This window comes from Actinospica durhamensis, assembly GCF_018139695.1.
GTDB classification, from domain to species: Bacteria; Actinomycetota; Actinomycetes; order Streptomycetales; family Catenulisporaceae; genus Actinospica; species Actinospica durhamensis.
The window spans coordinates 17,985-35,922 of sequence record NZ_JAGSOG010000011.1; the positions used below are offsets into that span (position 1 = coordinate 17,985).

Genomic DNA, 17,938 nt, shown 5'->3' on the forward strand with positions numbered 1-17,938 from the left:
GATGCGTGCGGGGGATTACGTAGGGGCGCGACGCGCGAAGGCCGCGCCCCGCCGCTGTCAGTCGATGCGGGACGGAACGCGGCCTACGCGCAGGAGCGCTAGCTCACTTCGAGACGACGGCGAGCAGGTCGCGCGCCGACAGGACGAGGTACTCCTCGCCGTTGTACTTGACCTCGGTGCCGCCGTACTTCGAGTACAGGACGACGTCGCCTTCCTTGACGTCCAGGGGCAGGCGGTTGCCGTTCTCGAAGCGGCCGGGGCCGACAGCCAGGACGGTGCCCTCCTGGGGCTTCTCCTTGGCGGTGTCCGGGATCACCAGGCCGGAGGCGGTGGTCTGCTCGGCGTCCAGCGGCTTGACGACCACACGGTCCTCAAGCGGCTTGATGGCAACGTTAGCCACGGTCGTGACCTCTCCTTCGGAGACGTTCGCATGTCTGGGAGCGAGTAGTCCGGGTCCTGTCGTCGCGGGTGCCAGGAGCGGGTTCGCGTTGGCACTCTCGGGCTGAGGGTGCCAGTCCGCAGATTATGCCGAGCGCTGGCACTCGGTCAACCCGAGTGCCAACCCCGGCACGCGGGCGCAATCCCTGTTCGCGGCCGAGGTATCCGGACCGCCGCGGGTGCCCGCGGACAGGCCGCGGTCCGACGTCTCGGTGAACGGGAGAGTGGCTCAGAATGGCCGGAACCGGTCATGATAGGCGTTGGCGTGCTCGCCGCCCGGTGCGACACGCCGCACCGGTAGGACGAAAGAAAGATCAGGGAGCGACGTGCTCGGCATACTCGGCCTCGACGAGCTGACCGAGCGCGTCTACCGCGAGCTGATCCACCTCGGTCCGAGCAGCGTCGAAGCCCTGGCGCTGCGTCTCGGGCTGGACCGGGACCGGGTGCACCGGGCGGTGCGGATGCTCGAGGCCAAGTCGCTGGCGAACCGCAACCCGGTCGGCCAGGTGCAGACGGCGCCGCCGCAGCTGGCCCTCGGCGCGCTGCTGACGGCGCAGCGGCACGCGCTGGGCCAGGCTGAGCTGACCGCGGCCGCGTTGGCCGAGGCGTACCACGCGGCCAGCGCGCGCACCTCGCACGACCTGGTGGAGATAGCCGTGGGCGCGGACCAGGTGCGCCAGCGCTTCGAGCACATCCAGATGAGCGCGGAGACCGAGCTGCTCGCGCTGGTGCAGTCAAGGCCCGAGGTGGTGGACCCGGGCGAGAGCGCGGCCGAGGCGGACGCGGTGCGCCGCGGCGTGTACTACCGGGTGGTGATCGAGCGGCCCATGCTCGAGGAGCCCGGCTCGGTGGAGTTCCTGCTCGGCGAGATCCTCGGGCCCGAGCGCATCCGCGTGGTCGAGACGGTGCCGACCCGGCTGCTGATCGCGGACCGCAGCACGGTGATGCTGCCGCTGACCGACAACCCGCTGCGCGGCGCGGACGGGCACGAGGACGGCCGGCCGCGGCGGCTGGAGGAGCCGGCCGAGCCGATGGCGCTGGTCTCCCGGGCTCCGGGCCTGGCCACCGCGATGCTGAGCCTGTTCGAGGGCGTCTGGCAGCGGGCCGTGCCGGTGCGGCTGACCGACGACGGCCAGGACGCCTCCGCCCCGGACTTCGCGCCCACCACGCTGGACCTGCGGATCCTGTCGCTGCTGCTGGTGGGCTCCACCGACGCGGCCATCGCCAAGCAGCTCGGGCTCGGCCTGCGCACGGTGCAGCGGCGGGTGGCGCACATGATGGACCTGGCCGGGGTGACCACGCGGCTGCAGCTGGGCTGGCAGGCGCACGAGCGCGGCTGGCTGGCGTAGGGACAGTGCGCGCCGCGGGCGGAACCCGCGTGCACGACGCGGTGAGACAATAGGTGGAGCAGGTAGGAGATCCGCACGGTGGAGGGCACGTGAGCGCGGCGAATTCCGAAGAGACGGCGGGCGAGTCGCTCTACGACCGGATCGGTGAGAAGCCGTTCCGGCGCATCGTGCACGGCTTCTACCAGGGCGTGGCCTCGGACCCCGAGCTGCGGGCGATGTACCCGGAGCAGGATCTGGCTCCGGCCGAGGACCGTCTGGCGATGTTCCTGATCCAGTACTGGGGCGGGCCGCGGATCTACTCCGAGCAGCGCGGGCACCCGCGGCTGCGGATGCGGCACGCGTCGTTCCACATCGACCTGGCGGCGCGCGACCGCTGGCTGGCGCACATGCGCGTGGCCGTGGACAACGAGAATCTGGCCCCGGCGGACCGTGACGAACTCTGGAACTACCTGGAGCACGCCGCCGACTTCATGGTCAACGCCTGAGCTCGTCGAACATCAGCGCTCTGGGAAGCCGGGCGCGTGTCGGGAATCCGCGCGCCCACCACCGAAGATCCGAGACCGTTGCCGGGCTCGGAGAAGCCTGATACCAATGAACCATGACGACGGACAGCGCCATAGCCATCGCGCTGGTCACCCGTGAGCACATCGATCTGTGCCGGGTGTGGTCCTCGTCGTGTCGCTGCTCCCTCTGACAGCCGCACGCACGAATCCGTCGTTTCCTTTTCCTCAGAGGTGAATCTTCCATGCGCACGCTGCTCGCGCCCTCCCCTGCTCTGATCGAACCGCCCGACCTGCTGCTGCTCGAGTCCGCCGACGCCCTCGCGGTCGAGCTCGCGGCCTGCTTCCTGGCCGAGGAGTCGGCCCGCGGCGGCGGGGCGGCCGCCCGCTACCTGGAATCCGATCCGCGCGAATACGAGACCTGGCTCGGCGGCGGCCTGATCGGCGTGCGCGGCGCCGACGGCTCGCCCGCGGCCGGCGGCGGATTCCGCCGCTACGACACGACCACCGCGGAACTCGTGCAGCTGTGGACCCGGCCCGAGCTGCGCCGCACCGGCCTGGCCCGGCGGGTGCTCGGCCAGCTCGAGCCGCTGGCCCGGCGCGCGGGCTACCGCCGGCTCTACGCCGTGGCCGAGCCGGGGCAGGACGCGCTGCGCCGTACGCTCGCCGCGTGCGGCTACGAGCCGCTCGGGATCGCGGAGTGGGAGTACCTGGGATTCGTCAAGGCTCTGTGAAAACGGCGGCCTGACACGTGCCGGGTGGGAACGGTGCGCGCCGGATCGTGTTGGCGCGCACCGGGATCGGCGCAAGGGGACCGGGTGGAACGACGGGCGTGGCGGCGGGTCAGTCCCGCTGCAGCACCGTTCCGTAGGGCGCGTCCAGCCGCAGCCAGCGGCCGATCCGGGCCAGCGGCGCGAACTCCTCGCAGGCCTCGGGGTCCGGGCCGAGGAAGCCCAGCGCGTGCGCGGCGTGCGCCGTGCGCAGCGTCAGGGTGCTGTCTCCGTCCTCGCCCTGCACCGCGTGCACCGGGCGCGACCAGATCTCCTCGCCCAGCGCGTCGAGCGCGGCGCGGTCCAGGCCGAGCGCACGGAAGCGGAAGTCGGCGTTGCCCTCGTTCGCGGCCTGCGCCAACGCGCGCACCCCGACCAGGCCGAGCCGGGTCCAGCCGGTGCGCGGCGGCAGCAGCCCGGCCCAGGACGGGCCCCCGGCCAGCGCCGGCGGCAATGTCAGGGTCCTGTCGTCCGCGGCCAGGCCGTCGAGCAGCTTGCCGGCCGAGACGGTCAGGTCGAACGGCGCGGTGTCCGGCTTGAGCGCGGCCAGCCGCAGCGCCAGCACCGGCCGGCCGCCGAAGGGCGGCCCGCTGTAGGCCGCGAGCGCGTGGCCGACACCGACCACGCGCACCGCCGCCGTCTTGTCGAAGTGCAGCAGCCGCTCCAGGTACGCCCCGAGGGCCGCCCCGTCCCGTCCGCCGCCGAACTCGACCTCGGTCATACCGCTCGCGCCGCCTTCACCGCGGGCGCCGGGTCAAGCAGGTACTGGCGCAGGTAGAAGTTCTCCTCCGGCGCGATCCGGCGCGGACGCTGCTCGGCCAGGTCGAACGGCACCAGCGTGGTCTGCGCCACCGCGTAGAGCGCGTCCTCGTCCCGCACCTCGTAGGCGCAGACGAAGGACGCGGCGGCGATCTTGGTCACCCAGATCTCCACCCGGACCGGAGCGGCCCGGTACACCAGCGGCCGCTTGTACTCGATCTCGTGCCGGGCCACCACGGTGCCGAGGCTGAACTGGTCCACCCCGGCCTCGCGGGCCGTCTCGAACATCCAGTCCACGCGGGCCTGCTCCAGGTAGCGCAGGTACTCCACGTTGTTCACGTGTCCGAACGCGTCCATGTCGCCCCAGCGCAGCGGGCACAGGTAGACGTGCCTGCGGCCGCCGGTCGGTGCGGCCGCAGGCTCGTCGCGCTCCCGGCGCTGAGCGGTTATGGGCGCGATATCAGTCACGGGTGAGCTTCCGGTAGGTGACGCGGTGCGGGCGGGCGGCCTCCGGGCCGAGCCGCTCCACCTTGTTCTTCTCGTAGGAGTCGAAGTTGCCCTCGAACCAGAACCACTTGGAGTCGCCCTCGTAGGCCAGGATGTGCGTGGCCACCCGGTCCAGGAACCACCGGTCGTGGGAGACGACCACCGCGCAGCCCGGGAAGTCGAGCAGCGCGTTCTCCAGCGAGGAGAGCGTCTCCACGTCCAGGTCGTTGGTCGGCTCGTCGAGCAGCAGCAGGTTGCCGCCCTGCTTGAGGGTCAGCGCCAGGTTCAGCCGGTTGCGCTCGCCGCCGGAGAGGATCCCGGCCGGCTTCTGCTGGTCCGGGCCCTTGAACCCGAAGGCCGAGACGTAGGCGCGCGAGGGCATCTCGACCTGGCCGACCTGGATGTAGTCGAGCCCGTCGGAGACGACCTCCCACAGCGTCTTCTTCGGGTCGATGCCGGAGCGGCCCTGGTCCACGTAGGAGATCTTGACCGTCTCGCCGACCTTGACGATGCCGGAGTCCGGCTGCTCGAAGCCCACGATGGTCTTGAACAGCGTGGTCTTGCCCGCGCCGTTCGGACCCACCACGCCGACGATGCCGTTGCGCGGCAGGGTGAAGGACAGGCCGTCGATCAGCACCCGCTCGCCGAAGCCCTTGTTGAGCTTGTCCACCTCGACCACGACGCCGCCCAGGCGCGGGCCCGGCGGGATCTGGATCTCCTCGAAGTCCAGCTTCCTGGTCTTCTCCGCCTCGGCCGCCATCTCCTCGTACCGGGAAAGGCGCGCCTTGGACTTGGCCTGGCGGCCCTTGGCGTTCGAGCGCACCCACTCGAGTTCTTCCTTGAGCCGCTTGGCGCGCTTGGCGTCCTTCTGCCCCTCGACCTTCAGCCGCGCGGCCTTGCTCTCGAGGTAGGTGGAGTAGTTGCCCTCGTACGGGTAGGCGCGGCCGCGGTCGAGTTCGAGGATCCACTGCGCGACGTTGTCCAGGAAGTACCGGTCGTGGGTGATCGCGACCACCGTGCCGGCGTACTTGGCCAGGTGCTGCTCGAGCCAGAGCACCGACTCGGCGTCCAGGTGGTTGGTGGGCTCGTCGAGCAGCAGCAGGTCGGGGGCCTCGAGCAGCAGCTTGCACAGCGCCACCCGGCGCTTCTCGCCGCCGGACAGCACCTTCACATCGGCGTCCGGGGGCGGGCAGCGCAGCGCGTCCATGGCCTGCTCGAGCTGGGCGTCGAGGTCCCAGGCTTCGCGGTGGTCGAGCTGCTCCTGGAGCCTGCCCATCTCGGCCAGCAGCTCGTCCGAGTACTCGGTGGCCATCAGATCGGCGACCTCGTTGAACCGGTCGAGCATGGCCTTGGTCTCGGCGACACCCTCCTGGATGTTGCCGAGCACGTCCTTGTCCTCGTTGAGGACCGGCTCCTGCATCAGGATGCCGACCGAGTAGCCGGGGCTGAGCGTCGCGTCACCGTTCGAGGGCTGTTCGAGCCCAGCCATGATCTTGAGCACGGTGGACTTGCCGGCGCCGTTCGGACCGACCACGCCGATCTTCGCACCCGGCAGGAAACTCAGCGTCACGTCGTCGAGGATGACCTTGTCGCCGTGGGCCTTACGGGCCTTGCGCAGGGTGTAGATGAACTCAGCCATGCGGCCAGTCTATCGGCCCGCCCGCCCGCGCTTCGCCGCCTTTAAACCCGCCGTTCGGGCGTCGCGCGCACGGTCCGCCCGCGCGCAGTGTGGCGCACGGCCTAGCGCACGACCGTGCCGAAGGCCTCGAGCGCCCGCTGGTAGCGGTCCAACTCCTGCGCGGCCGGGGCGAACATCGCGTCCTGGGCCACGGCGGCTAGCTCCACCGAGAGCGTCCCGGCCGCGACCTGCCCGGACTTGATCGCCCTGGCCCTGGCCGAGGCCCGCGCCCGCACGTCCACCAGCACCGAGCCCAGCGCGCCGAGCACCAGCGCGGCGGCGCCGAGCGGGCCGAGGAAGCCGGGCAGCGCCCCGGCCGCGCCGCCGAGTCCGCACACCAGGCCGAGCGCGGCGAGCAGCAGCAGCGCCGCGTGGCCCAGGCGCGCCGCCCCGGCACCCGCGCTCGCGCCGTCCACCGCGGACAGCTCGCACTGGCTCAGGGCGTGGTCGAGCTGCTCCGCCACCTCGCGCCGGGATCCGGTGATCCGCGTCTTCACCGCCCGGCCCCACTCCTCCGGCAGCCGCTGGGTGGCGGCCCCGGCGAACTGGCCGAGTACCTGGTCGAGGCCGCCGCGGTCCACCGGGACGGCGGCCGGGGCGTCCGGGCCGACCACCGGGGTGCTGCGGGCCTGGTTGCCGCGCCAGATCCGGCCCACCGCGCGCAGCGGCGTGGAGACCATCGGCAGCGTACGGGCCACCGCCCGGGCGGCCACCGCGTCGGCCAGGCTGGCCACGCCCGCGGCCGCGCGCAGTCCGGCCAGCGCCCGCTCCCGGTCGGCGTCGGAGACCTGATCCGCCGGCTGCGGCCCGAGCACGATCGAGCCGGTGTCGGTCGGGGACGGCGCGGGCTCGGCTGCCGAGACGTTGCCCAGCAGCGGGCCGAGGCCCACCACGATCCGGTCCACGTCCGCGCCGAGCCGGTCCGCCGCCGCGCGCCGCCCGGCCACCAGGTCGGCCAGCCGGGCCCGCAGCTGCGGCAGGCCGTCGCCGGTACGCGCGGAGACCGGCAGCACCTCGACGTCACGCAGCCCGTCGAGATCGAGCAGCCGGCGCAGGTCGCCCATGCACTCCGGGCCCGCGCCGGCAGGCAGCTTGTCGATCTGGTTGAGCACCACCAGCGTCACCCCGCCGTGCGACGACAGCGGCTTGAGGTAGTCGTCGTGCCAGGAGGCGTCGGCGTACTTCTGCGGGTCGGTCACCCAGATCAGCAGGTCGGCGAACTCGACCGCGCGGTCCACCACGGCCCGGTGTTCGAGCCGGGTGGAGTCGTGGTCCGGCAGGTCCACCAGGACCAGGCCGGCCAGCGGGTCGCGCGGCGCCAGACTCTGCCCGGGCGTACGCCGGCCCAGGTCGAGCGGGGACTCGCGGCACAGCTGCTTGCGCTGGTCCACCCCGAGCCGGTCGAGCAGCGGGCGCGCCTCCTCGAGCCGCTCCGCCTCCCAGACGCAGGCCAGCGGCTCCGAGGTGGTCGGTCGGCGCACCGCGACCGGCGAGAGGCCGATCCCGACCAGCGCGTTGAACAGCGAGGACTTGCCGACGCCGGTGGCCCCGCCGAGCACCACCAGGGTGTGCTCGGCGGACAGGGCGTAGCGCTCGGCGGCCCGGGCCAGCAGCTCCCTGGCCGGTTCCAGCTCGCCCGCGGCCAGCCGGCCCTCGGCGAGCTCCACGACTCGGCCGAGCGCGTCGAGCCGGGAGCCGGTGCCGGCCTCCGGGGACGTGGCGTCCGCCGCCGTTGTCATCGCCTGATCTCCCGTCCGTCATGCTTTCGACCGCTGTGCTCATCCCGGCCGCGCGTCCGCTCGGGCCGGCCGTGGGGTCTGCGCCCGTCGCGGGCCTGGTCCGCCGCGCGGCTCATCGGGCCCGCTGGACCGCGTAGCCCGCCTCCAGCAGCGACTTGGCCGCGTCCGGATCCACGCCGAGTTCGGTCAGCACCCGTTGATGCCGGTAGGCGTGCCGGTCGAACAGCGCCCCGAGCGAGGCGTCGAGCGCGGCCGCGGCCTGCTCGGCCAGCCGCTCGGCGAGTCCGCCGGGAAAGACCTGGTCGGCCAGGCGCCGGGTGGCGGCCACGGCCGGGATCGGCGGCTCGGTCCGGCGGCGGCGCCGCTGCCGGGGCAGTTCCCGCCCGCACAGCACCAGCGCGATCAGCACCGCGACCCGGAAGTCGGGCTCGTTGCGGCCCTCCTCGGCCTGCATCCGGGTGCGCGCGATCAGCTCGCCGAGCCGGTTCGCCCACTCCTCGAGCTCCGGCGCGACCGCCCCGGCCCTCGACCCGGCGGTGACCGCGAGCCGGTCCTCCTCCTCGACCGGCACCATGCCCCGCCACGCCGCCGCGACCTGGTCCGACGCGCGCGAGACCGCGGCCGAGACCTGGTCGGCCACCGCGGCCAGCAGCAGCCGGCGGGCGGTGCCCCCGGCCGCGGTGGCCGGGTCGAGCAGGCCCTCGACCCGCCCCGGCGCGATCATCGTCTGCCACTCCACCAGCGCCGCGCCGCCGATCAGCTCGCCCGCGGCCACCGCGTCGTGCAGGGCCGCGCGCTCGCCCGAGTAGGCCAGGTCGGCCTGCACCCGCAGCCGGTTAGCCAGCTCCACCTGCGACGCCAGGGCCTCGTAGAGCACGGATATCTGCTGCGGCAGGTCGTCGAGCAGCCCGAGGACGGTGCGGCGCACGGCCGCGAGGCGCACCTGCGGGTCGTGGCTGACCGCGTGCAGCCAGGTGCCGAGCTGGTCGAGCAGGTACTCCGGGATCAGCCCGGCCGTCAGCGTGGTCTCCGGAACGGTGAACACCGGGATCTCGGCCGAGGCCTGCGGCAGGTAGGTGTCGAGCATCTCGCCGAAGGCGCCGGTGATGTCCGCCGCGGACTCGGCCGGCACCCGGTTGAGCACGACCGCCACGTTCATCCGGCGGCGCCAGGCCTCGTTGAGCAGATGCCAGGGCACCGCGTCGGCGTAGCGCTCGGCCGAGGTGACCAGCAGCCAGCTGTCCGCGGCACCGAGCAGCCGGCGCCCGGTCTCCCGGTTGCCCTTGGCGACGGAGTTGACGTCCGGCGCGTCGATCAGCGCGAGACCGTAGGGGATGGCCGGGTGCGCGGCGAGGGTGAAGCCCTCGGGCCGCCCGCCGGTGAGCGAGGCGCCGGCCGCGGCCCGGGGCGCGCCGTCGCGGGAGAAGGCGGGCAGCAGCCGGTGCGGTCCGGTGGCGGAGGCGACGTCGGCGGGATTCACGCACAGCACCGCGCCGCGGGTGGTCGGCCGCAGTACCCCGGCCCTGGTCAGGTCGTATCGCACCAGCGAGTTGACCAGGGTGGACTTGCCGACTCCGGTGGACCCGCCGATGACGAGGTGCAGCGGGCCGCCCGACTCGCGCAGCCGCGGGATGAGGTAGTCGTCGATCCGGTTGAGCAGCTCGTCCCTGGTCTCGCGCACGTCCGCAACGCCATCCGCTGCCAGCGGAAAGCGTGGAGCCGCGATGTGGTCGCGCAGTGCGCCGACGGCGCTGAGCAGGTCCGCGTCCGGGCCTGTGATCGTCACAGCGGCTATCCTTGCCGCAGCCGCACGGGCAAGGGAACCCCGGGCCGGGTTAGTTCGGTAACTTCTGCATTGCGAATTCGATGCGGAACGATGCCAGAGCAGCCGAGGAGCAGTGGGGTGTGCCGGTCTGTCCGGTTCCGCACCTTACGCTCCGTCGCGGCCCGGGAAGGGTCCGGTACCCTAATGCGCGACGAACGAGAAGCCCCCGTAGCTCAGCGGATAGAGCAGGTGCCTTCTAAGCACTTGGCCGCAGGTTCGAGTCCTGCCGGGGGCGCAGCGCGGGGCGAGCGGGACAGTGAGCGGGTGCGCGCGGCGGCGAAAGCCGACGCGGATCGCGCCGGAAGTCGATCAGGAGGCACGGGCACGGTGGCCGGCAGGCGGCGGGTACGCAGGGCGGCATCGGCCGCGGCCGCGGGTCTGGTACTGGCCGCCGCGGCCGGATGCGGCAACACCGTGCCCATGGGCGCGAGCACGCTGAGCCCCACCACCAGCATCTCCGCCTCCACCCCGGCCTCGATCCTGGCGGCCGAGCGCAACGCCGTGACGCAGCTGCAGGACTGGGTGTGGGATCCGGACGGCGGGTCCCTGACGTACAACACGATCCAGGTCACCAGTGGCGGGAACGTCAATGTGATGACGATCCTGACCGGCCCGTTCGACCCTAGCGGCACCGCCTCGCTGACCGGTTCGATCGAGACCCTCGGCTCCGGTTCCACCGTCTCGGGCACCTCGTCCGCGATCGAGACGAACGCGGTGGTGTACACCACGATCCCGACCGGGCTGCAGACCGCCGACCGCGCGGACAAGCAGTGGGAGTCGAGCCGGGTGGACGCCACCTGGCAGGGCAACGCGGTGCACTCCGGCTGGTGGCAGCTGCTCTACCAGGTCCGCGACCTCAAGGCGCAGGGCGCCACCGGCCTCGGCGGCATCAGCGTCGACGTGTTCACCGAGGTGCTCGACCTGTCCAAGCTCTCGGACATCCCGAAGTCGCTGCTCGACTCCGAGGCGCTGCGCAAGGCGGGCACGACCAAGGTCGAGGTGGACGTCTACACCCTCTCCGGCAGCGGGAAGCTGGCCCGGGTGACCTACAAGCTGGGCCTGCCGGTGGCCATCGACGCCGCCGCCACGACCACCAGCACCGCCGGGTACGAGGTGGACCTGTCAGGCCTCGAGGAAGCGACGGCCACCCCGTCCGCCACCCCGGTCGCCTCGGCCGGCGCCCCCGACCCGACCACGGTGGCCTCCGGCGCCGGGGACGAGGACCTGGCGGCGCTGCTGCCGTTCTGAGGCGGCGGAACGTGAACCCGTCTCCGGCACCGGGAACCGGCCGTACGAGGTGATCGTTGGACTGGGTGTCGGGCGCAGCACGCGGGAGACGGGCCGAGCTTTGCCGGGCCGGGCGAGGCGCGGCGCGGTGGGTTGTTCAAGCGACACAGGGTTTGTTGGGCGACACAGGGCTTGTTGGGCACACAGGGTTGTTGGGCACAGGGATTGTTCGGCGGCACGGCGTGTGTTGGGCAGTACGAGGGATTGTTCGGCAGTACAGGGCTTTCGAGCAGGACTGGGACTCGAGCGGGACAGCGGGACATTGAGCATGCGCGGATCTGGACTGGTGAGTTCGGCACGGGCGAAGACCACCGTGCTGATCTCCGTGTTCAGCCTGGTCGCCCTCGGCACGGGCGAGCTCGCGGGCGGCCGCGAGGGGCTGGTGGTGGCCGTGGTGGTGCTGGTGGTCGTGCTCGGCTACGCGTATCACAATGCGGACACGCTGCCGCTGCGCACCATGCACGCCCAGCCGATCGGTGAGGCGGGCGCGCCCGTGCTCTACCGGATCGTGCGCGAGCTCTCGCACGAGGCGCGGCGCCCGATGCCGCGGATCTACGTCTCCCCCACCGAGTCCCCCAACGCCTTCGCCACCGGCCGCGACCCGCGCAACGCTTCGGTGTGCTGCACGGTCGGGCTGCTGCGGACCCTGGACGAACACGAACTGCGCGCGGTGATCGCGCACGAGCTCGCACACGTCTACAACCGGGACGTGCTGGTCTCCTCGGTGGCCGGAGCGCTGGCCGGCGCGCTGGTGTGGTCGGCGAGCCTGCTGTGGCTGCTGCCCGGGCTCGGCGGCAGCGAGGACGACGAGGGCTGGGCCGACCTGCTGGTCAGCTTCCTGCTCGGCCCGCTGGCGGCCATGCTGGTGCGTACGGCGGTGGGCCGCTCGCGCGAGTTCCACGCCGACGCCAGCGCCGCCCGCCTCACCGGCGACCCGCTCTCCCTCGCCACCGCGCTGCGCAAGCTCGACGCCGGGGTACGCGCCCATCCGCTGCGCGGCGGTCCCGGTCCGCTGACCGGCATCGGCCACCTGATGATCGTCCACCCCTTCGGCGGCCCCGACGGCTCCCACGGCGGCCTGCGCCGGCTGTGCTCGACCCACCCGCCGGTGGCCGAGCGCATCGCCCGGCTCGAGCACCTCGCCGGCGTGCGCACCCGCGTGCAGAAGTGACCGAGGCGCGCGGGCGCTCCCACCGCCCGCGCGCACATCCGGCCGCATTCTCTCCGCCCGCCCTCGGTCGGTCTCGGTCACCGCGTCGGCTCTCTCGGCCTCAGCTACTCACGTCACGCGTCGTCAGCCGGGCCCAGGCCGCGAGCGTGAACACCGCGACGTAGCCCGCCTGGATCTCCAGGTTGTGCTCGATGCCCGAGAAATACACCGGGTCGCGCAGCACGTCCGCGTAGGAGGGCCATTGGGCGGTGTAGAGCCAGGGCTGGATCGCCGACAGCTGCGGGATCACCTGCATGATCCCGCACAGGATGGTCACGCCCGTGGCCACCGCCATCGCCGCGATCGGCGTGTCGGTCAGCGTGCTGACGAACAGTCCGAGCGCGGCCAGTCCGAGCAGCGACGCCGCCACCAGCAGCGTGATCCACACCGCCTTCACCGTCGCCGCGCCCATGCTGATCGAGTCCCCGGACAGCAGCGTCACCGGGCCGGTCGGGAACAGGGCGAGGCCGGTGAGCAGCGCGGCGAGGGAGACCACGGCCGTGGACACCAGGCAGAACACCACGAGCGAGACGCCCTTGACCGCGAGCAGACGAATCCGTCCGACCGGCGCGACCAGCAGATACCGCAGCGTGCCCTGCGACGCCTCGCCCGAGATGGAGTCCCCGGCGACCACGCCGAGCGCCATCGGCAGGAAGATCGGCAGGGTCAGCGAGAGCGAGGCGAAGACGAGGAAGAGCCCGTTGTTCGAGACCTGCGCCAGGAACCCGCCCGCGTTCTGGCCGTGATGACGCAGCGACACCTTGATCGCGATGCCGATGGCGATCGGGATCGCGGCGAGCGCCGCCAGCAGGACGAGGTTCCGGTTGCGCCGGAACATCGTGCGCAGCTCGTTGACCAGCAGCGTGCCGCCGATCCGGGAGATGACGGATCGCCAGGGGGATGGCGTGGCGCTCGAGGGCGCGGCAGCGGCCGGCCCAGTCGTCCGCACACCCGTCTGGGCGACGGCCGGCGTGGCGGTCTGCACCTCCGTCCGTGCGGCGGTCTGCGCGACGACGACGGTGGCGGTGGCGAGCACCTCATCCTGCGACATCGAATCCCTCCCCGGTCAGGGCCACGAACGCGTCCTCCAGCGAAGGCCGTTCCACTCCGAACGCCAGGACTCTGACGCCCGAGGCGACGAGCGCGGCGCAGACCACGTCCGGCGCGAGGTCCTCGCGCGCGTCACAGTCGACACGGTGGCCCGCCACCTGCACATCGGTTCCGCCCTGCTCGGCCAGGACGCGCGCGGCGTCGGCCGGGTCGGGCGTGGTGACGGTCAGGCGTGCGCGCTGGCCGGCGCGCAGCTGCGTCACCGAGCCTTGGCTCACCAGCCGGCCCCGGCTCATGATCGCGACGTCCGTGCACACCTGCTCGATCTCGTCGAGCAGGTGCGAGGAGAGGAACACCGTCGTGCCCTGCGCGGCCAGCGACGTGATGAGTGAACGGATCTCGCGCATGCCCTGCGGGTCGAGGCCGTTGGTCGGCTCGTCCAGGATCAGCAGATCCCTCGGCTGGAGCAGCGCGCAGGCCAGGCCCAGACGCTGCTTCATGCCCAGCGAGTAGTTCTTCGCCTTCTTCTCCGCCGCGCTGCCCAAGCCCACCTGCTCGAGCGCCCGATCGATCCGCCGCGCCCGGGTGGCCGGATCGGCGGTGCGGTCGGCCGCGTCGTAGCGGGCCAGGTTGGCCCGGCCGGTCAGATACGGGTAGTGCGCCGGGCCCTCGATCAACGCGCCGACGCGGGTGAGCGTACTGACCCGGCTCGCGTCCACGGTCTCGCCGAACAGCCGGCAGCCGCCCGCGGTCGGTGTGATCAGGCCGAGCAGCATCCGGATCGTGGTCGTCTTGCCGGAGCCGTTGGGGCCGAGGAAGCCGAACACGGCGCCCTGCGGCACGGCCAGATCCAGGGTGTCCACCGCGAGTTGCCCGCCGCGGAAGCGCTTGGACAGCCCGCTGGTGGCGATCGCGGGCACCGATCCGTCGGCCTGCGCCGCGACACCGGCCTTGACGCCTCCGGCCACGCCGGTCGCGACGGGTGTGACTCCCGCCGCGACCGGCGCCGCCGCGCCGACCACCTCGGCCCCTGTGCTCACTTCGTGCCCTGCTTCGCCGCGTCCGCCTCGAGCACGCTCGCGGTCACCGGCCCGAGGAACATCCGGCCGTCGTCCGTGATCAGTACCGTGAGCACGCTCGTCGAGTACAGCTTGCCGGTGCCGAACGCGCCGCTGACCGTCTTACCCGAGCCGAGCAGGGTGTCGAGGTATCCGCTGACGCCGCCGCTGAACAGCTGCTGGCTTCCGCCGTCGGACTCCGGCGAGGTGGCGGAGCTCTGGCTGGACTGGACCTCGCGACCGGTGGAGGACAGAGCCTGGTTCAGTTCGGCGAGGCTGACGCCGTGCAGCTCCACCGCGGTCAGCCAGCCGGTGCCGAGGACCTGCGGGTCGAGGCTCTGCCCGCTCTCCGCGGCGGGCGACTTGGCGCTGCCGGACTGGCTGCCGTCGAGCGGACTGACGGTCGCGCCCTTCGGCGGGGTGAAGTCGAACCGGGAAGCCGCCGGCGCGGTCAGGTCCACCTGCGTGAAGGAGAGCTCGAAGAACGGCGTGGCCGAGGCGACCGGGTAGAGCGCCACGCCCAGCGGGGCGCCGGTGGCGGAGTCCACCGAGATCTCCACCTGGCCGATGAGCGAACCCTGCTGCTTGGGCTGGAGTACCAGCAGGTACGCCGAGCGTCCCGCGACCGAGCGCGGCGAGCCGACGCTGACCTGCGTCGTCGGCGAGATCGCGGCGAGCAGCTGCTGGGCGAGCGCCTGCGGAGTCAGGTTCTCGAGCGACTGTTCCTTCTTCTGCTCGGCCTGCTTGCGCGCGTCGAGCTTCTTGGCCTGGGCGGAGGAGCTGTCCTCGGTGCCCTCGCCGACCGCGTTCGTCTCGCTGTCGTAGGTCCAGATCTGCTTGCCGTTGTGAATGAGGTCGTATTCGGACAACTGGTCCATCAGGGCGATGCGCTGCTGCGTCTGGCCGTTCACCGCGACCTGCAGCAGGTGCGTGCCGCTGATCAGGGACAGCGGGTTGGCGCTGCCGAGCAGGTCGTCCGGCAGCGCCGGCAGCCCGAGGTTCGCGGTCACGCTGACCGTGCCGGAGAACGCGTCCACGTGCGAGTCGGCGATCCGGGTCAGCAGTTGCTGCGCGGAGATCGACGGCAGCGAGGGCGCGGCGCTGGCGAGCGTCGGCGCGAGGGCCGCGTTTCCGGCGATCACGGCGACCACCGACAGCGGCACGAGAGCACGGACGCCGCCGCGGCGGTACCAGGTCTTGCTCGTCTTGGTCGTCTCGTTCATAGACACCATCACAGCACTGATCCAGTGTCGCGGGATCCGACCGAGGGCCCTAGTTCACGTCATCCTCACGACGGACCCGGCTCACCCGTTCGGCCGCGAGCCGGGGCAGGAGCGAACGGTGCGCCAGATCCACCCCGAGCCCGAGGCCGAAGACCGCGAGCAGGAAGACCTGCACGTAGAGCCGGGAGCCCTGGGAGGCCAACGGGTGCGCCAGCGCCGAGCCGATGCCGGTGAGCGCCGCGGCCGAGACCAGCGCCGCGAGCAGCCGCTCGCCGCGCCACAGCAGCACCAACCCGGCCACCACCAGCAGCGGCAGGATCGGATCGCCCCCGTAGAGCCGGCCCAGGCTGGCGATGTAACGGCCGATCAGGGACAGCCAGTGCCCGTACAGGTCGCCGGGCACCGCGTGGGTGAAGTGGTCGGAGAACGTGTCGGTGAGCGACTCGCGGAAGCCGGGCCAGCCCAACAGCATCGGGATCACCGTGAGGATGACGAAGGCCCCGGCGTGGTAGCCCGCGAGGCGGATCGTGCGCCGGGTGCGCAGCTCCTCGGGGCCGAGCAGGGCCAGCACGAACAGGCACCCGGCCAGGCACACGGCCTGGAGGGAGAAGGTGGAGTAGCGGATGAGCAGCCCGGCCGCATAGGCGAGTGTGCTGACGACGAGTCCGGCGACGACGCGGCCGCGCAGCACCAGGACCGAGCCGACCAGCAACACGAGCGTGCACGCCAGCGTGACCCCCTCGGTCAGGTCCTGCTGGAGCCAGAAGAACGTGGGCAGGCAGTAGAGCGCGACCATCGAGCCCAGCGACCCGGCCACGCCGAGCCCGGCCAGCCGCGCCAGCAGCAGGCACAGCCACCCGGCCGCGATCGTCACCAGCCAGGCGACCACCGCGAGCCCCGCGTTCAGGCCGAGGACCGCGGCGAACGGCGCGACCAGCAGCGGATACCCGGGCCGGGCGTCGAAGATCGCGTTGTACCGCGCGGTGTTCGGGGCCAGCCCGCCGATCCTCGTCCAACCCGCGACGCACGTCGCCGCGTGGGTCGCGCCGCCGCTGGTGCGGGCCTCGTCGGCGCAGTACCAGTGCAGCGCGATCGACCGCGCCTCGGCCGCGTCGTGCCCGAGGATCCGTTCGATGGTCGCGACGTAGCGGTAGGTGTCGTTCCAGGTCGTCTGCTGCCGCTGCGGATCGAGCGCGACGAGCAGCCCGACCAGCAGCGTGATGAGCAGCCCGCCGCCCACCAGGATCCCCGTCGCGCCCGTGCCCCGTCCCGTACCCCGTCCCATGGCCACATCAGGACGCTATCGGACATATATGACTATTCGTCAGTCGAGGCAGCCGAACGGGTCAGCCGGCGCAGCACCACGCCGCAGGTCAAGGCATACGAATGCTGAAGAAGGGGGACGAGCGGCCCGGCCGCCCTGGTGTACCACTTCGCCCCCACGCTGAAGGCCCTGACGGTCAGCCAGACCGCGCCGCGCTGGTCGGGCTCGCCGGCCTCGGGGCCGCCGCCGCTTGGCCCGCCGTCGTCCGGCCCGTCCCACTCGACCAGGAACATCTCCTCGCCGCGCTCCGGATGCCCCCGCAGCGTCCCGTACGCGAAGCCCCGGCGCCGCGGCTCGTCCACCGCCCACACCACCTCGCACGGCGCCGATATACCCAGCCAGGCCGGACGGGTCAGCCCGAGCCGCACCGTCACCCGCGCGCCGGGCTCGGCCCGCGCCCGATCCGCGCGCGGTCGCACGTGCATCCCGGCGTGCAGCCGCCAGTCGAGCACCGCCTCGCCCGCCACCGCGAACGCCCGCTCCCCCGTCCCCACCCGCATCCGGTGCTCCAGATACCGGTAGCCGCTCGGCGGCGGCCCGGCGCCCCTGGTGGTCCCCACCTCCGGATATGTGAATCCGCTCATACGCCGAGCATAGAAGTGGCCTGGTGCGGCCGGGACGTCGCCCCCGGCCGCACCAGGCCCCCGCGTACACCGCTCACCCCGCTCGAGCTGCTCGCGCCACCCGAGCGCAGCCCGCGTCAGATGCTCAGCGGTAGTTCGTGTACTACCTCCAGCCTTTCCATGACCTGCCAAAGGCTATGGAACGAGGCCCTGAAGTGCAGAAACGGCTGTCGATAACTGCCAACGTCTTCCGGCAACTTCCATTGTCGAGTGCCCTTGTTGTGCCCTCTACAGGGCGCTGCATAGTAGTGCATGGAGACGTCGGATGGATCTACGCGGTCCCGTCCGCAGACGGGACCGTCTCGCCGACGACGTCTGGACGGCTCGGGAGCTCGGCGTCGGGGCGCCTGACGAACCATTCGATGAACTGGCGACACAGGTGCGATCTGTCGTGCCCGACGACTCGTGCCGCGGCCTCGAACTCGTTCCATAGCTCGTCGCTGATGCCGCGCAGCCCTCGGACGGCGTGCTTGTGCTGGTTCACCATGCGCGAATCCTCTCAAGGTGGTTGACCACCCGTCAAGGTTGTGCTTCACTAGAGGTGGTCAACCACCTCTGATCAGCACTTTAGATCGGAAAGCAAAGCGGCCCAAGACCGAAGTAGCAGCTCCGGTCAAGG

The 17,938-nt window shown here is 72.1% G+C and carries 17 protein-coding genes and 1 tRNA gene; 6 read left to right on the top strand and 12 right to left on the bottom strand.

Translation table 11 applies throughout. The annotated features are described in order from the left end of the window. Positions 1–103: 103 nt before the first annotated feature. On the bottom strand, positions 104–400 hold the full coding sequence (groES, locus tag KDL01_RS04125; RefSeq protein ID WP_034267947.1) for a co-chaperone GroES: 297 nt from the start codon (positions 398–400) through the stop codon (positions 104–106). A 364-nt stretch (positions 401–764) separates the two neighbouring features. On the opposite strand from groES, the gene KDL01_RS04130 reads away from it, so the two are divergent. From KDL01_RS04130 to KDL01_RS04140, 3 genes are all read left to right on the top strand, one after another. Next, a complete protein-coding gene (locus KDL01_RS04130) occupies positions 765–1,787 on the top strand; it encodes a helix-turn-helix domain-containing protein (protein WP_212526956.1) in 1,023 nt (340 codons plus the stop codon). Positions 1,788–1,876: 89 nt separating this feature from the next. Next, positions 1,877–2,272: a globin gene (locus tag KDL01_RS04135; RefSeq protein WP_212526957.1), complete on the top strand. Its 396-nt coding sequence runs from the start codon at positions 1,877–1,879 to the stop codon at positions 2,270–2,272. Positions 2,273–2,532: 260 nt separating this feature from the next. Further along, positions 2,533–3,021: a GNAT family N-acetyltransferase gene (locus KDL01_RS04140; RefSeq protein WP_212526958.1), complete on the top strand. Its 489-nt coding sequence runs from the start codon at positions 2,533–2,535 to the stop codon at positions 3,019–3,021. 109 nt (positions 3,022–3,130) lie between these two features. Here KDL01_RS04140 and KDL01_RS04145 read toward each other — a convergent pair whose 3' ends face one another. The 5 genes from KDL01_RS04145 to KDL01_RS04165 form a co-directional block, all read right to left on the bottom strand. After that, the gene (locus KDL01_RS04145; RefSeq protein WP_212526959.1) at positions 3,131–3,778 is read right to left on the bottom strand and encodes a DUF8185 domain-containing protein; all 648 of its coding nucleotides are present in this window, start codon (positions 3,776–3,778) and stop codon (positions 3,131–3,133) included. Continuing rightward, positions 3,775–4,266: an acyl-CoA thioesterase gene (locus tag KDL01_RS04150; protein WP_368861512.1), complete on the bottom strand. Its 492-nt coding sequence runs from the start codon at positions 4,264–4,266 to the stop codon at positions 3,775–3,777. The genes KDL01_RS04145 and KDL01_RS04150 overlap by 4 nt, the downstream gene beginning before the upstream one ends. 10 nt (positions 4,267–4,276) lie before the next feature. Next, positions 4,277–5,941 (bottom strand): energy-dependent translational throttle protein EttA, encoded by a 1,665-nt coding sequence (ettA, locus tag KDL01_RS04155; RefSeq protein WP_212526960.1) that lies wholly within the window; start codon positions 5,939–5,941, stop codon positions 4,277–4,279. Between the two features lie 101 nt (positions 5,942–6,042). Next, positions 6,043–7,719: a GTPase gene (locus tag KDL01_RS04160; protein ID WP_212526961.1), complete on the bottom strand. Its 1,677-nt coding sequence runs from the start codon at positions 7,717–7,719 to the stop codon at positions 6,043–6,045. Positions 7,720–7,831: 112 nt separating this feature from the next. Beyond that, the gene (locus KDL01_RS04165) at positions 7,832–9,505 is read right to left on the bottom strand and encodes a GTPase family protein (protein ID WP_212526962.1); all 1,674 of its coding nucleotides are present in this window, start codon (positions 9,503–9,505) and stop codon (positions 7,832–7,834) included. Positions 9,506–9,706: 201 nt separating this feature from the next. Between KDL01_RS04165 and KDL01_RS04170 the strand changes: the two genes are divergently transcribed. The 3 genes from KDL01_RS04170 (at position 9,707) to KDL01_RS04180 (ending at position 12,002) form a co-directional block, all read left to right on the top strand. Continuing rightward, positions 9,707–9,779: transfer RNA gene (locus KDL01_RS04170), tRNA-Arg, on the top strand. Positions 9,780–9,871: 92 nt separating this feature from the next. After that, the gene (locus KDL01_RS04175; RefSeq protein WP_212526963.1) at positions 9,872–10,792 is read left to right on the top strand and encodes a hypothetical protein; all 921 of its coding nucleotides are present in this window, start codon (positions 9,872–9,874) and stop codon (positions 10,790–10,792) included. A gap of 325 nt (positions 10,793–11,117) precedes the next feature. Further along, positions 11,118–12,002: a M48 family metalloprotease gene (locus tag KDL01_RS04180; RefSeq protein WP_307846077.1), complete on the top strand. Its 885-nt coding sequence runs from the start codon at positions 11,118–11,120 to the stop codon at positions 12,000–12,002. A 100-nt stretch (positions 12,003–12,102) separates the two neighbouring features. Here KDL01_RS04180 and KDL01_RS04185 read toward each other — a convergent pair whose 3' ends face one another. The 6 genes from KDL01_RS04185 to KDL01_RS04210 form a co-directional block, all read right to left on the bottom strand. After that, positions 12,103–13,092, bottom strand: coding sequence for an ABC transporter permease (locus KDL01_RS04185; protein WP_212526965.1), 990 nt, complete (start codon positions 13,090–13,092; stop codon positions 12,103–12,105). Next, positions 13,079–14,131, bottom strand: coding sequence for an ABC transporter ATP-binding protein (locus KDL01_RS04190; RefSeq protein ID WP_212526966.1), 1,053 nt, complete (start codon positions 14,129–14,131; stop codon positions 13,079–13,081). The genes KDL01_RS04185 and KDL01_RS04190 overlap by 14 nt, the downstream gene beginning before the upstream one ends. Beyond that, complete coding sequence (locus KDL01_RS04195) at positions 14,128–15,372, bottom strand: LolA family protein (RefSeq protein ID WP_212526967.1); 1,245 nt, start codon at positions 15,370–15,372, stop codon at positions 14,128–14,130. Before KDL01_RS04195 ends, KDL01_RS04190 begins: the two co-directional genes overlap by 4 nt. Positions 15,373–15,421: 49 nt before the next feature. Further along, a complete protein-coding gene (locus tag KDL01_RS04200) occupies positions 15,422–16,663 on the bottom strand; it encodes a hypothetical protein (protein WP_212526968.1) in 1,242 nt (413 codons plus the stop codon). A gap of 26 nt (positions 16,664–16,689) precedes the next feature. Beyond that, entirely contained in the window at positions 16,690–17,280 is a 591-nt protein-coding gene (locus KDL01_RS04205; RefSeq protein WP_212526969.1) for a DUF1990 domain-containing protein, read from the bottom strand. Between the two features lie 310 nt (positions 17,281–17,590). Continuing rightward, entirely contained in the window at positions 17,591–17,806 is a 216-nt protein-coding gene (locus tag KDL01_RS04210; RefSeq protein ID WP_212526970.1) for a hypothetical protein, read from the bottom strand. Positions 17,807–17,938: the final 132 nt, after the last annotated feature.